Here is a 14,178-nt window from a genome sequence, read left to right on the forward strand (position 1 = left end):
GGCGGCGTTGCCAGCGGCGGCCGAGGCGTCGGCGGCGGCGTTGGTCGCGGTGGCGGCCGCGGCGTTGGCCGAGTCGGCGGCGGCGTTGGCTTCAGCCGCGGCGGTGTTGGCTTCTTCGGTCTTCTTCGAGCAGGCGGCGACCGACAGGGCGGCGACGGCGGCGGTGGCGACGATGGCGGCGCGGAAAGCTTGAGTCTTCATGGTGTCCCTAAGTCCTCTGAATGGTGTGTCAGCACGCCTTTGGGAGAAAGACGACGCAATCCCGGCCAATGGCGCAGCCTACGACTAGAGCGATGCGCGGCTCAAAGCAAGACAAGATTTCACGTTTCCGTGATCTCCTCTTGGCTCGATCAGGCCTCGTTGGGCATCGACGAGAGGGTTTCCTCCAGCTCCAGGAAGCTGGGCTGCGCCCCCGAGGGGACGTTGCCGCGCCCGATCTCGACGGAGATCTGCGCCGCATTGCCGTGCAGGTGAGCCACGAGCACCGACTGGATGATCTGGTAGAAGGAGCCTTCCTCTTCGACAATACCTTTCATGCGGGCAGCCAGCGGCGCAACCAGGCCGTAGGCCAGAAAAACCCCCATGAAGGTGCCGACAAGCGCCGAGCCGATCATCTCGCCCAGCACTTCCGGCGGCTCGGTGATCGCGCCCATGGTCTTGATGACCCCAAGGACGGCGGCGACGATGCCCAGCGCCGGCAGGGCGTCCGCCAGGCTCTGCAGCGCATGGCTCGGCGCGTGGGCCTCGTGGTGGTGCTTCTCGAGCTGCTTCTCCATGGCGTCCTCGACCTGGTGCGGATCCTCCAGGTTCATGGTCATCATCCGCAGGGTGTCGCAGATGAAATCGACCGCGAAGTGGTCCTTCAGGATGCGCGGGAAGCGCGAGAAGATGGTGCTCTCGGTCGGCTTCTCGATGTGGCTTTCCAGGGCGATGACGCCCTTCGACTTCATCGTCTTGGTCAAGAGGAAGAGCAGGCTCAGCAGGTCGCGGTAGTCGGCGGGCTTCCATTTCGGGCCGGCGAAGGCCTTGGAGAACGCCCCGCCGGTGGCCTTGATGACCTCCATCGAGTTGCCGATCAGGAAGCTCGCGATCGCGGCGCCGCCGATACACATCATCTCGTGCGGCAGCGCGTGCAGGATCACCCCGATGTTGCCGCCGGAGATGATGAAGCTGCCGAACACGAGCGCGAACAGCAGAACGATGCCGATGATCTGGAACATGAAAGACGCCGAGCCCCGTAGTTCTGTGGAGCTTCGGCGTTAATGCTTAAGGCTCGGTGAGCGGTCCGGCGGCGACGTCATGCGGGCTGAAAGCCGCCGTCCGGCGGGGCCCGACGATCGCGCTCCGAGATGATTTCCTCAGCCTAAACGGAGCCTTAAGCCTCGCGTGTTTGATTTCCTGCTTACGCGCCAAAATTGCGCAGCCGGAGGAATCGGGGGCGAGATGGGCGAGCAAGGGGTCTTCATGGACCCGTTCTTCCTGAGCGCTGTGAACAACAGCGACGACTGCATCTGCCTGCTCGACCTCGACGGGCGCGTGACCTTCTCCAACCTCAAAAGCCACCAGGCCATGGCGCTGCACCATGCCGAGGCGCAGGACCGCGGCGCGCTCTGGTCGGAGCTCTGGCCGGCCGAGGCCAGGGCGAAGGCCGCCGCCGCCGTGGCCGCCGTCGTCGAAAAGGGCGAACGCGTCGATTTCCGGGCCTTCCATACGACCCCCGTCGACGGGCGGCTGAGCTGCTGGAAATGCCTCGTCGCGCCCGTGCGCGATCCGGACACGCGCGAGTTGCTCGGCCTCATCGCGACCTCCCGCAACGTGACGCTGGAGGTCAACCAGGAGACGCTGCTGAACGCGGTCATCGACAACGTGCCCGCCGCCATCGCGGTCAAGAACGCCCAGAACGGCCGGTTCAGCGTGGTCAACAAGGCCTTGGAGGAGACCGTCGGCTATACGGCCGATCAGATGATCGGGCGCACCGATCACGACCTCTTCCCCAAGGAGCAGGCGGATTTCTTCCGCCTCAAGGACCGGGAGCTGCTGGAGGGCGCCTTCTCAGACCTGATGATCGAACAGCGGCCGCTCACCGGCCCGGACGGCCGCGAGCGGGTGCTGCGCACCAAGAAGGTGATCATCCGCGAGGGAGGCCAGGCGCGCTACATCCTCTGCCTGACGGAGGACATCACCGAGGAGCTGGAAGCCGGCGAGACGCTGCGGCGGGCCCTCGACGCTTCGGAGGCGGCGAGCCGCGCCAAGTCCGAGTTCCTGGCGAACATGAGCCACGAGATCCGCACGCCGCTCAACGGGGTGATGGGGATCGCCGGCGCGCTCGCCAAGACCGAGCTTTCCGAGCGCCAGGCCGAGATGGTCTCGATCATCGAGACCTCGGCGAAGACGCTGGAGACCCTGCTCTCCGACATTCTCGACCTCGCCCGGATCGAGGCCGGCAAGGTCGAGTTCCGACCGGAGCCGTTCGACCTGGCGCGCTCGGTCAACGCCTGCGCGGCGCTGTTCGAGGCCTCGGCCGAGGCCAAGGGGCTGGAGCTGACCGTCGAGATCTCGCCGCGCGCGCAGGGCGCCTACGTCGGGGACGCGCCGCGCATCCGGCAGATCGTCTCCAACCTCTTGTCGAACGCCGTGAAGTTCACCGCCAAGGGCTCGGTCCGCCTGCGGGTCAGCGCCGAGCGCGGCGAGACCAGCTCGCGCCTGTGGCTGGATGTCCGCGACACCGGCATCGGCTTCGACGAGGAGACCAAGGCCAGGCTGTTCTCCCGCTTCGAACAGGCCGACGGCTCGATCACCCGCCGCTTCGGCGGCACGGGCCTGGGCCTGTCGATCTCGCGGGCGCTGGCCGAGGCGATGGGCGGCTCGCTGCACGCCGACGCCACGCCCGGCGAAGGGGCCTGCTTCACCCTGATGCTCGATCTGCCGCGCTGCGCCGGCGAGTTCGACCTCTGGGTGGAGACCGCGCCGGAGCCCACGCCCGAGCAGCAGGTCCGCGACCTGCGGGTCCTGGTCGCCGAGGACCACCCGACGAACCGCCGTGTGGTGGAGCTGATCCTGGGCGCGGCCGGCGTCGACCTGGCCTGCGTCGAGAACGGCGCCGAGGCGCTGGCGGCGGTGGACGCCCAGCCCTTCGACCTTGTCCTGATGGACATGCAGATGCCGGTGATGGACGGGCTGACCGCGATCCGCGCGATCCGCGCGCGCGAGGCTGCGCAAGGCGGCCGCCGCGTCCCGATCTATGTGCTCACCGCCAACGCCATGCCCGAGCACATCACCGCTTCGAAAATGGCCGGCGCCGACGGCCACCTCTCCAAGCCGATCCTGGCGGAGGATCTGCTCAAGCTCGTGGCCGAGGTGGCGGCGGGCCTGGCCAAGGCGGGCGCCGGCCTGGCGGCCTGACGCCTGCCGTCATCCATTCAGGCGACGCCGGCCTCGGCCTTCAGGCGGCGGATCATCTCGGGCGACAGGTAGCCGTCGGCGACGAGGCCGCGGGCCTTCTGCCAGGCGCGCAGCGCATCGCGCGTCTTCAAGCCGACCAGCCCGTCCGCCGCGCCCGGGTCGAAGCCAAGGCTGGCCAAGGCGCGCTGCGCGATCATGCGGTCGACCAGCGACAGCGGGGCCTCCTGCGGCCAGGGCCTGGCCAGACCCGGGCGGCCCTCGAAGCGGTCGGCGAGCAGGCCGACGCCCAGGGCATAGGCCAGCGAGTTGTTGTACTTGCGGATCGCGAAGTGGTTCGGGAACAGCAGGAAGATCGGCCCCGCCGCCCCCGTGGGCGCCACCAGCTGCGCCGCGGCGGTCTGGTCGGCCGCCGGCCAGTACTGGCCGTCCGCGCGGCGGACGCCCAGCGCGCCCCACTCGATCGGCGTCTTCTTCGGACCTTCGGTCAGGCTGAAGTCGAAGCCCGGCGGGACGCTCACCTCGCGCGCCCAGTCCTGGCCCGGAACCCAGCCGCCCTTGCGCAGCAGGTTGGCCGCCGAGGCGAGCGCGTCGGCGGGGTCGCCCCAGATGTCGCGCTTGCCGTCGCCGTCGCCGTCGACCGCCGTCGAGACGAAGGTCGAGGGGATGAACTGGGTCTGGCCCATCGCACCGGCCCATGAGCCGCGCAGCTGGCTGCGGGTGACCTCGCCCGAGCCGATCAGCTCCAGGGCGGCGATGAGCTGGTCCTCGGCGAACTCCCGCCGCCGGCCCTGCGCCGCCAGCGTCGCCATGGCGCGGATGACGTCGAAGTTGCCCTGGATGGCGCCGAAGCCGCTCTCCATCCCCCAGATCCCCTCGAGGACGCCGCGGGGCACGCCGTAGCGCTGTTCTATGGCCGGGAGCTGCGGAACCTGGGCGGACTTCTGCGCGCCGATCGCGACGCGGGTGTCGGTGACGACGCCGCGGATGTAGTCCGAGAGCGGCTTGGAGAACTCCGGCTGCTTGTTGTCGAGGCCACCGACGCGCGGATCCGGCGTCAGGCCGGCGAACTCGCGCGCCAGCAGCTCCGGCGAGATCCCCGCCGCCACCGCGCGGCCGTAGAAGCCGGCGGCCCAGGCGTCGAACTGCATGTCGCCCGAGGCCACCAGCGGCCGCACGGGCCCGGAGCTCTGCGGCGAGCTCGGCGACGGCGCGGTTGCCGTCTCGGGATAGGCGGGGCGCGGCTGCGGACCGCGGTTGGCCGGGCTGGCGCAGCCGGCCAGAGCAAGGAACAGCAGCAGGTATCGATGACGCATTTCGGGGAATCTAACGAGCGTCGCCGCTGCCGATCAATCACAAGGCTGCGAGGCGTGAGCGTTGACTCCGGGCGGCCCGGCCCGTATATGCGCGCGCTCTGTTTCAACCCGGACGGGCCCGCCCGGCCTAGCCCAGAAGATACGGTCATGAAGGTCAGAAGCTCGCTCAAGTCGCTCAAGACCCGCCACCGCGACTGCAAGCTCGTGCGCCGCAAGGGCCGGGTTTACGTCATCAACAAGACCGACCCGCGCTTCAAGGCCAAGCAAGGCTGAGCGCGCACGCATCCGGCGATCGCTGGATGCAGCTTGCGGATGGTTTTGGAATTGCGACGGTCCCGCGGAGCCATGCTCCCGCGGGACTTTTTGCGTTGGGACTTCCGGATGGAAAAGCCACATTTTCATCCGTCATGGCCCGGCTTGTTGTCCGGGCCATCCAGCCCAAGGCGTCAGCCTCGTCAGGTGCGGAACGACATCGGGATGGGTCGCCGGGACAAGCCCGGCGATGACGAACTTGTTGCGGGATACAAAAAGCCCGCCGCGGCTGGGCCGGGCGGGCTCTAACGTTCAGGCTGTCAGCCGCTCAGTGTCCGCCGCCGCCGCGCAGGAAGACGCCGCCCAGCACCGCGAGCACGATCGCCGTGGCCAGCGCGCCCATGAAGCCCGCGCCGGTGCAGAACCACAGGGTGGCGAACAGCACCGAGACGGCGACCGTCAGCGAGCCCCACTTGGTCAGGCTCATCACGAACTCGTAGGTCTTGACCTGCTCGTGAATGTCCATCTCGCCGCGGTGGTAGTCGGAAGGTGCGTGGGCCATCGCTGAAGACTGCTCTCTGATCAATGCTTTGGTCGGCGTGCTACACGAGACCGCCGCGCCGCTCAAGCTCGCCAAGGCGCTAAGGCGGGCCGCCGCGCACCAGAGCCGCGCGTTCCTCCGGGGTCAAGACACGCCAGCGCCCCTCCGGCAGGTCGCCCAGGCGCAAAGGGCCGATCCGCACCCGGAACAAATCGACGACGTGCAGGCCGACCAGCTCGCACATCCGCCGGATCTGGCGGTTGCGGCCCTCCTTCAGCACGAACTTCAGCTTCTGCGGCCCGAGCTGGGTGATCTTCGCCGGACGAAGCTGGCGGCCGTCGAGCTGCAGGCCGTGGCGGAGCAAGCCGATCTTCTTCTGGGTGATCTGGCCGGTGACGCGGACCAGGTACTCCTTCTCCAGGTCGGACTGAGGCCCGATGATCGCCTTGGCCAGCACCCCGTCGTCCGAGAGGATCAAGAGGCCGCGCGAATCCATGTCCAGCCGCCCGAGCGGGGCCAGGCTCGTTTGCGCGTCGGGGATCACCGCGCTCTCGCCGACCAGGGCCGCACGGGTGAGCAGCCGCACCGCCGGCGCCTGCCCTGGCTCCGGTTGGGCCGAGACCACGTCCACCGGCTTGTGCAGCATGACGCTGAGGCTGGCCTGAAGCTCGCTCCGGGCGGCGTCGGCAAGGGTCAGGATCTGGCCGGGACTGATCTTGCGGCCGACGTCCTCCACCGTCTCGCCGTCGATCGAGACCAGGCCGCGGGCGATCAGGTCCTCAGCCTCGCGACGCGAGCAGACGCCATTCTGCGCCAGCCAGCGGTTCACCCGCTGCGGCTCGGCTTCATCATAGCGGCGCGTCCAGGGCATCCATCCACCTAATCCGGTCCTCCCCGCGAAAGCGGGGATCCAGGCTTTTTAGTGTTCCGTACGAGGAAGCCCAGAGCGACGTCCGGCTCACGGACGAAAAACGCCTGGATCCCCGCTTTCGCGGCGACGAGCGGAGGGTGGGGCAGGCGCTCAGGCTGTGCTAGCTCCGCCGGCCATGGACCAGTTCGACGTGGTGGTGATCGGCGCGGGCGCGGCGGGCATGATGTGCGCGCTGGAGGCCGGCAAGCGCCGGCGGCGCGTGCTCGTGCTCGACCACGCGGACGCGCCCGGCGAGAAGATCCGCATCTCCGGCGGCGGGCGCTGCAACTTCACCAACACCCGCACCACGCCCGAGGCCTTCCTGTCGGAGAACCCCCGCTTCTGCATCTCGGCGCTTCGGCGCTACCGGCCGGCGGATTTCATCGCCCTGGTCGAACGGCACGGGATCGCCTGGCACGAAAAGACGCTCGGACAGCTGTTCTGCGACGGCTCGGCCAGGCAGATCATCGAGATGCTGACCGGCGAGATGGCCTGCGCCGGCGTCGAACTGCGCCTGCGGACGGCCGTCGAGCGCACCGACAAGACCGCCGACGGCTTCACCCTGACCATCGGCGGACGCAGCCTCGCCTGCCAGAGCCTGGTGGTCGCCACCGGCGGCAAGTCGATCCCGAAAATGGGCGCCACCGGCTTCGGCTACGACGTCGCCCGCCGGTTCGGCCTCGGGGTCACCGAGACCCGCCCGGCGCTCGTGCCGCTGACCTTCGAGCCCGGCCTGCTGTCGCAGCTTTCGCCGCTCGCGGGGGTGGCCGTCGAGGTCCGCGCCAGCGCCGGCAAGGCGAAGTTCGACGAGGCCATGCTCTTCACCCACCGGGGCCTGAGCGGGCCGGCGATCCTGCAGATCTCATCCTACTGGCGCGAGGGTCAGGAGATCGGCGTCGACATGGCGCCGGGCCTCGACCTCTTCGCCGTGCTCAAGCAGGCGAAAACCGAGCGCGGCCGCCAGGCGGCGCAGACGGTGCTGGCCGAGCACCTGCCCAGGCGCCTCGCCCAGCTGGTCGCCGAGCAGCACGGCGCTGCGGGCAACCTCGCCGACCAGCCTGACGCCAGGCTCCGCGCCGTCGCGGCGGCGGTGAACGGCTGGCGGGTCAAGCCGGTGGGCTCCGAAGGCTACCGCACCGCCGAGGTGACGCTGGGCGGGGTCGAGACCGCGGGACTGGACTCGCGGACGATGGAGGCCAAGGCGGTCCCGGGACTCTATTTCGTCGGCGAGGTGGTCGACGTCACCGGCTGGCTCGGCGGCTACAATTTCCAGTGGGCCTGGGCCAGCGGCTGGAGCGCGGGGCAGGTGGTTTGAATTCCGCGTCGCTCCTCTCCCGTACCGCTCCGCGGGGGAGGAAAGATACTTAAGCGCTTGCTTTTCTGTTCACGCCATGTTACTTAAGTATGTGCTTAACCAACTACCCGCCCTCGACGCCATCTTCCACGCCCTCGCCGACGGCACGCGCCGGTCGATGCTGGAGCGGCTGGGCCGCGGGCCGGCTTCGGTCAGCGAGCTGGCGCAGCCGCTCGCCATGTCGCTGCCGGCGGTCGTCCAGCACCTGCAGGTGCTGGAGGCGGCCGGGCTCGTCTCGAGCCGCAAGGTCGGGCGCGTGCGCACCTGCCAGCTGGAGCCCGGCGCCCTGCGCGAGGTCGAGCGCTGGGTGGAGGCCCGTCGCCTCGCCTGAGAGATCCCTTCCATTATTAATGGGGAGGGACGAACTCACACCAGCGTCTCGAACTCGTCCACCAGCCGCTCCAGCTGCTTCATGCCGGCGGCCCAGAAGGCCTTTTCGCGCGGGTTGAGGCCGAAGGGGGCCAGCGCCTCGACGTAGGTCTTCGTCCCGCCGGCGGCGAGCAGCTGCTCGTAAAGCGGGGCGAAGCCCTTCGGGTTCTCGCGCCGGGCCTCCATCAGCCCGCGCACCAAGAGGTCGCCGAAGGCGTAGGCGTAGACATAGAACGGCGAGTGCACGAAGTGGCTGACATAGGCCCAGTAGTGCTCGTAGCCGTCGTTCAGCGTCACCGCCGGGCCGAGGCTCTCGCCCATCACCTCCAGGAACAGGCTGGCGATCTCGTCAGGCGCCAGCTCCCCGTCCCGCCGGGCGGCGTGGAAGCGGGTCTCGAAGCGGTGGAAGGCGATCTGGCGCACGACCGTGTTCAGCCCGTCCTCGATCTTGCCGGCGAGCAAGCCCCGACGCTCCTGCGGCGTCGCCGAGGCCAGCAGCCGCTCGAACACCAGGCCCTCGCCGAATATCGAGGCGGTCTCGGCGAGCGTCAGCGGCGTGTCGGCCAGCAGTGTGCCGAGGGGACGGCAGAGCGTCTGGTGCACCGCATGACCGAGCTCGTGGGCAAGCGTCAACACGTCGCGCCGCTCGCCCATGTAGTTCATGAAGACGTAGGGGTGACGGTCGGCGGTGACTGGGTGCGAATAGGCCCCCGACTGCTTGCCGGCGCGTGGCCGGGCGTCGATCCACGGCTGGGCGAAGAAGCTCTGGGCGGCGTCGGCGAACGTGGGCGCCAGGGCCGCGAAGCTCTCCAGCACCATGCCGCGGGCCTCGTCCCAGCCGTAGGTCTTGGGTGCGGCGGTCTCGAGCGGCGCGTTGCGGTCCCAGTAGTTCAGCGCCTCCATCCCCATGACCTTGGCCTTGAGGCGGTAGTAGCGGTGGGAGACGCGGGGATAGGCCTCGACCACCGCGGCCTCCAGGGCCTCGACCGCGTCGGCGTCGACCTCGTTGGCGATATGGCGCGAGGCGGCCGGCGTCGCATACTTGCGCCAGCGGTCCTCGACCTGCTTCTCGAAGGCCAGGGTGTTGAGGCAGAGCCCCAGCACCGAGCTGCGCTCCGCCAGCGCCTTGGCCAGCCCCTCGCCGGCCGCCTTGCGGCGCGCAGGCTCCGGGTCGGAGAGCCGGTTCAGCGCCTCCGGCAGGGTCAGGCTCTCGCCGTCCACTTCGCTGACCAGCTTGGCCAGCGTCTCGTCGTAGAGCCGGCCCCAGTTGGCGACCGCCGGGCTGCGGTCGACCAGCATCCGCTCCAGGTCGGGCGTCAGCTCGTGCGGCCGCGTCAGCCGCACCCGCCGCAGCCACGGCCGCCAGCGCTCAGCGCCCGGGTTCGCGGCCAGCGCGGCCGCCAGCTCGGCGTCCTCCAGTTCGTTGATCTCGAGGGTGAAGAACAGGCTCTCGGCGCCGATCTGGGCGGCCCTGGCGCGGAAGTCGGCCTCGAACTTGGCCCAGGCCGGGTCGTCGCGCGCGGTCGAGGCCGCCAGCGAGGCGTAGGCGCCCACGCCCCACAGCAGGTTGGTCACCGCCTCGTAGAGCCTGACGCCGCGATCCAGCCGTTCCCCCAGCGTCGCCGGGTCGGCGCGGGCGGCGACCAGCTGGCCCTTCAGGGCCGCCAGCTCGTGGTTCTGGCGCTCGGCGCAGGCCAGGTCCGCGGCGATGCGCGGATCCTCCCGGTCGGCGTAGAGGTCGTCGAGACGCCACTCGGGCAGGTTGTCGGTCTTGAAGGGCGCGTTCATGCGAAGACCCTAGGCCATCCCGCCCTTAATGGGGAGGGCGGGCTCACACGCTCGCCAGCAGGATCGAGGTCTCGGTCATCGCGATCCCCTCCACGGTCCGGATGTCGTCGAGCGCGCGCGAGAACTCGGCGAGGTTGGCGACGTCGAGCTCGGCCACCAGGTCCCAGCGGCCGTTGGTGGTGTAGATCCGGTCGACCGCGGGGAAGCCCTTCAACCGGCGGACCACCGCCGACGAGCGCTCGCCTTCGATGGCGATGCACATGATCGCCCGGACCCGCTCGGCCTCCAGCTCGGGGCGGGTGCGGACGGTGAACGCCCGGATCACGCCCTGGGCCTGCAGCCGGGCGATGCGGTTCTGCACCGTACCACGCGAGACCTTCAGCCTGGCGGCCAGGCTGGCGGCGGGCGTGCGCGAATCGGCCCGGAGCAGCGCCAGCAGCCTGCGGTCGACCTCATCCACGGATCGCCAATCCTTCCTGTCAGATCGCCAGAATTTCTCACCGATCGTAGCAGTTCGTGGACTTATCGCTAGCCGCGCCGAACCCCATGCTCTGCTTCATGGACCGACGCCCCCTCTTCCTGATGACCGACCCGTCGCGGTTCGAGGTCAGCTACCAGATCAATCCCTGGATGAAGCCGGACGCTTGGCGTTCGGATCCCCAGGCCTTCCGCGCCCAGGCCAAGGCCGCCTCCGCCGCGCTGAAGGCGGCCCTGACCGCCGCCGGCGGCGCGGTCGAGACGCTCGAGGCCGCGCCCGGCCTGCCCGACCTGGTGTTCCCGGCCAACGCCGCGGTGGTGCTGGACGGCCAGGTGCTGCTGGCGCGCTTCCTCTACCCCGAGCGCCAGGGCGAGGAGCCGGTGTTCCGGGCGGCCTTCGAGCAGCTCCGCCGCCGCGGCCTCGTGCGCGAGATCGCCGAGCTGCCCGAGGGCCTCTTCCACGAGGGCGCCGGCGACTGCATCTGGGACGCCACGCGCGGCCACTTCTGGGGCGGCTACGGACCGCGCTCCAGCTACGGGGCCCTCGACGTCATAAGCCAGACCTTCGGGCGCGACGTGGTCCCGCTGGAGCTGGCGTCGGACCGGTTCTACCACCTCGACACCTGCTTCTGTCCCTTGAGCGGCGGCGAGGTGCTCTATCACCCGCCGGCCTTCACGCCCGCGGCGCTGGCCAGGATCCGCGCGCGGGTCTCGCCGTCGCGCCGCATCGAGGCGAGCGCCGCCGAGGCCACGGCCTTCTGCGTCAACGCCGTCAACGTGGGCCGCACCCTGATCATGGCCCGGGCCCCGGCCTCGCTGCGCGAGACCCTGGCCGCCCGCGGCTATGACCTCGTCGAGGTCGACCTCGATCCCTTCATCCTCTCCGGCGGAGCCGCCTACTGCATGACGCTCCGCCTCGACCGCACGAGCGTGGCAGGCGCCGTCCTGGCCGCCGAATAGGAACGCCTCCGATGAACGACATCTCGCTGCCCGCCCATCTCGCCCAGGGCCTCATCGAGCTGGAGGCCCGCTACGGAGCGAAGAACTACAAGCCGCTGGACGTGGTGCTGACCCGCGGCGAGGGCGTCTACGTCTGGGACGTGGCCGGGCGCCGCTACCTCGACTGCCTCTCGGCCTATTCGGCGGTCAACCAGGGCCACTGCCACCCGAAGATCCTCGCCGCCATGACCCAGCAGGCCGGGCGGCTGACGCTGACCTCGCGGGCCTTCCGCAACGACCAGCTGGCGCCGTTCTACGAGGAGCTCTGCGCGCTCACCGGCTCGCACAAGGCGCTGCCGATGAACTCCGGCGCCGAGGCGGTCGAGAGCGCGTTGAAGATCGCTCGCAAATGGGCCTATCAGGTGAAGGGCGTCCCTGCCGACCAGGCCGAGATCATCGTCTGTTCCGGCAACTTCCATGGCCGCACCATCGGCATCGTCGGCTTCTCCACGGACCCGGCCTCGCGCGACGGCTTCGGCCCCTTCGCGCCGGGCTTCCGGCTGGTTCCATTCGGCGACGCCGACGCCCTGGAGGCGGCGATCACGCCCAACACCGCCGCCTTCCTGGTCGAGCCGATCCAGGGCGAGGCCGGGGTGATCATCCCGCCGGCGGGCTACCTGGCGCGCGCCCGCGAGCTCTGCAGCCAAGGCCGCGTGCTCATGATCCTCGACGAGATCCAGACCGGCCTTGGCCGCACCGGCAAGCTGCTGGCCGAAGAGCACGAGGGCGTCGAGGCGGACCTGACCCTGATCGGCAAGGCGCTGTCCGGCGGCTTCTATCCGGTCTCCGCCGTGCTCTCGAACGCCGAGGCGATGAGCGTGCTGCATCCCGGCGAGCACGGCTCGACCTTCGGCGGCAACCCTCTGGCCTGCGCCGTCGCCCGCGCCGCGCTGAAGGTGCTGGTCGAGGAAGGCATGATCGAGAACGCCGAGCGGATCGGCGCGCGGCTGAAGGCCGGCCTGGAGGCCGTCGCCACCCCGGCGGTGAAGGAGGTCCGCGGCCGCGGCCTGATGCTGGCGGTGGAGCTGCACCCCGAGGCCGGCGGCGCGCGGCGGATCTGCGAGGCGCTGCAGGAACGCGGCCTGTTGGCCAAGGAGACCCACGACCACACCATCCGCATCGCCCCGCCGCTGATCCTTAACCCCGACCAGGCCGACTGGATCGCGGAGCAGTTCGGGGCTGTGCTCTAAGTTCCTCTCCCGCGTCGCGGGAGAGGGGCAGGGACGCGTTAACCCCCCGATCACCCCTCCGAAACCCGCTCTTTACGAGTCGCCTGTATCAATTCGCGACAGAAGAGCCTCGTCCGATGAGACGATCGCCGGTTTCTGGTGGGTGTTTTCATATGGCTAAGACAGTCTTAATAGTGGACGACGATCCCACTCAACGTCGCCTTATTCAGGCTGTTCTTGAGCGTGAAGGCCTTGCCGTCGTTCATGCTGAGAACGGCGACGAGGCGATTCAACGACTTATGGCCGGCGCGGCGGTCGACGTGGTCCTGCTCGACCTGGTCATGCCGGGCCTGTCGGGCCAGGACACCCTGGCCGAGATGCGCGCGCGCGGCTTCAACCAGCCGGTCATCGTCGTCACCGCCACCGGCGGCATCGAGACCGTGGTCCAGGCGATGCAGGCCGGCGCCGTCGACTTCTTCGTCAAGCCGGCGGCGGCCGAGCGCATCCTGGTGTCGATCCGCAATGCGCTGAACCTCGGCGCGCTGAAGGGCGAGGTCGACCGGCTGAAGAAGCGCGCGAGCGGCCGCACCACCTTCGACGACCTGATCGGCGCCTCGCCGGCCATGCTGATGGTCAAGCGGCTGGGCGAGCGCGGCGCGAAGTCGGGCATTCCGATCCTGATCACCGGCGAAAGCGGCGTCGGCAAGGAGGTCATCGCGCGCGCGGTGCACGGCTCCTCCGACCGGGCCGGCAAGCCGTTCGTCGCCGTCAACTGCGGCGCCATCCCCGAGAACCTGGTGGAGTCGATCCTCTTCGGCCACGAAAAGGGCAGCTTCACCGGCGCGACCGACAAGCACCTGGGCAAGTTCCAGGAGGCCAACGGCGGCACCCTGTTCCTCGACGAGGTCGGCGAGCTGCCGCTCGACATCCAGGTCAAGCTGCTGCGCGCCCTGCAGGAGAGCGAGATCGACCCGATCGGCGCCAAGCGCTCGGTGAAGGTCGACGTGCGCATCGTCTCGGCGACCAACCGCGACCTGTCGCAGGCGGTGGCCGAGGGCCGCTTCCGCGAGGACCTGTTCTACCGCCTGAACGTCTTCCCGATCGAGGCCCCGGCGCTGCGCGAGCGGCGCGAGGACGTGCCGGCCCTGGTCGAGGCCTTCGTGCGCCGCTTCAACATCGAGGAAGGCAAGTCGGTGCAGGGCGCGAGCCCTGAGACCCTGGCGTTCCTCACCGGCTACGACTGGCCGGGCAACGTGCGTCAGTTGGAGAACGCCGTCTACCGCGCCATCGTACTGGCCGACGCGCCCTATCTGCAACCGCACGACTTCCCGTCGATCTCGGGCGTCGCCGCCCCGCCGCCGGAGGCCCACGGCTACGCGTCCGCGCCGGCCACCACGCCGGCGATGCTCCCCACCGCCGACCAACTGGTGGCCGAGATGCCCAAGGACGCGCCGGTGCGCATCCTCGACGGCCGCGGCCACCTGCGCACGCTGGAGGAGATCGAGCGCGACCTGATCCAGCTCGCGATCGAGGTCTACGCCGGCCACATGAGCGAGGTCGCCCGCAGGCTCGGCATCGGCCGCTCCACCCTCTACCGCAAGGTC

General features: G+C 69.7%; 14 protein-coding genes. 7 read left to right on the plus strand and 7 right to left on the minus strand.

All coding sequences use genetic code 11. The annotated features are described in order from the left end of the window. Both VJS38_RS03460 and motA read right to left on the minus strand, forming a co-directional pair. The coding region (locus tag VJS38_RS03460) for a hypothetical protein (protein WP_324086759.1) at positions 1-201 on the minus strand (201 nt) is incomplete at its 3' end. 149 nt (positions 202-350) lie between these two features. Next, complete coding sequence (gene motA / locus VJS38_RS03465) at positions 351-1,220, minus strand: flagellar motor stator protein MotA (protein WP_324086760.1); 870 nt, start codon at positions 1,218-1,220, stop codon at positions 351-353. 223 nt (positions 1,221-1,443) lie between these two features. On the opposite strand from motA, the gene VJS38_RS03470 reads away from it, so the two are divergent. After that, positions 1,444-3,402 (plus strand): PAS domain-containing protein, encoded by a 1,959-nt coding sequence (locus VJS38_RS03470; RefSeq protein ID WP_324086761.1) that lies wholly within the window; start codon positions 1,444-1,446, stop codon positions 3,400-3,402. A 17-nt stretch (positions 3,403-3,419) separates the two neighbouring features. Here the strand turns inward: VJS38_RS03470 and VJS38_RS03475 are convergent, their stop codons facing one another. Continuing rightward, positions 3,420-4,715 carry a lytic murein transglycosylase gene (locus VJS38_RS03475; RefSeq protein WP_324086762.1) on the minus strand — a complete coding sequence of 432 codons (1,296 nt, stop codon included), beginning with the start codon at positions 4,713-4,715 and terminating at the stop codon, positions 3,420-3,422. A 147-nt stretch (positions 4,716-4,862) separates the two neighbouring features. Between VJS38_RS03475 and ykgO the strand changes: the two genes are divergently transcribed. Then, positions 4,863-4,988 carry a type B 50S ribosomal protein L36 gene (gene ykgO / locus VJS38_RS03480; RefSeq protein ID WP_012523667.1) on the plus strand — a complete coding sequence of 42 codons (126 nt, stop codon included), beginning with the start codon at positions 4,863-4,865 and terminating at the stop codon, positions 4,986-4,988. Positions 4,989-5,295: 307 nt separating this feature from the next. On the opposite strand, the gene VJS38_RS03485 is transcribed toward ykgO, so the two are convergent. Then, positions 5,296-5,529: an aa3-type cytochrome c oxidase subunit IV gene (locus VJS38_RS03485; RefSeq protein ID WP_324086763.1), complete on the minus strand. Its 234-nt coding sequence runs from the start codon at positions 5,527-5,529 to the stop codon at positions 5,296-5,298. 79 nt (positions 5,530-5,608) lie between these two features. After that, positions 5,609-6,379, minus strand: coding sequence for a pseudouridine synthase (locus tag VJS38_RS03490; RefSeq protein ID WP_324086764.1), 771 nt, complete (start codon positions 6,377-6,379; stop codon positions 5,609-5,611). A gap of 175 nt (positions 6,380-6,554) precedes the next feature. Here VJS38_RS03490 and VJS38_RS03495 point away from each other — a divergent pair, with 175 nt between their 5' ends. Both VJS38_RS03495 and VJS38_RS03500 read left to right on the plus strand, forming a co-directional pair. Further along, positions 6,555-7,733, plus strand: a complete 1,179-nt coding sequence (locus tag VJS38_RS03495) for an NAD(P)/FAD-dependent oxidoreductase (protein WP_324086765.1) — start codon at positions 6,555-6,557, stop codon at positions 7,731-7,733. 76 nt (positions 7,734-7,809) lie between these two features. Beyond that, positions 7,810-8,103 carry a metalloregulator ArsR/SmtB family transcription factor gene (locus VJS38_RS03500; RefSeq protein WP_324086766.1) on the plus strand — a complete coding sequence of 98 codons (294 nt, stop codon included), beginning with the start codon at positions 7,810-7,812 and terminating at the stop codon, positions 8,101-8,103. A 35-nt stretch (positions 8,104-8,138) separates the two neighbouring features. Here VJS38_RS03500 and VJS38_RS03505 read toward each other — a convergent pair whose 3' ends face one another. Continuing rightward, on the minus strand, positions 8,139-9,929 hold the full coding sequence (locus VJS38_RS03505; protein ID WP_324086767.1) for a M3 family oligoendopeptidase: 1,791 nt from the start codon (positions 9,927-9,929) through the stop codon (positions 8,139-8,141). Between the two features lie 43 nt (positions 9,930-9,972). After that, a complete protein-coding gene (locus VJS38_RS03510; RefSeq protein WP_324086768.1) occupies positions 9,973-10,389 on the minus strand; it encodes an Lrp/AsnC family transcriptional regulator in 417 nt (138 codons plus the stop codon). A gap of 98 nt (positions 10,390-10,487) precedes the next feature. Between VJS38_RS03510 and VJS38_RS03515 the strand changes: the two genes are divergently transcribed. The 3 genes from VJS38_RS03515 to VJS38_RS03525 form a co-directional block, all read left to right on the plus strand. Continuing rightward, positions 10,488-11,366: a dimethylarginine dimethylaminohydrolase family protein gene (locus VJS38_RS03515; protein WP_324086769.1), complete on the plus strand. Its 879-nt coding sequence runs from the start codon at positions 10,488-10,490 to the stop codon at positions 11,364-11,366. Positions 11,367-11,377: 11 nt separating this feature from the next. Then, entirely contained in the window at positions 11,378-12,595 is a 1,218-nt protein-coding gene (gene rocD / locus VJS38_RS03520; protein WP_324086770.1) for an ornithine--oxo-acid transaminase, read from the plus strand. Positions 12,596-12,747: 152 nt separating this feature from the next. Then, the coding region (locus VJS38_RS03525) for a sigma-54 dependent transcriptional regulator (protein ID WP_324086771.1) at positions 12,748-14,178 on the plus strand (1,431 nt) is incomplete at its 3' end.

Source organism: Phenylobacterium sp., from assembly GCF_035276905.1.
GTDB lineage: Bacteria > Pseudomonadota > Alphaproteobacteria > Caulobacterales > Caulobacteraceae > Phenylobacterium.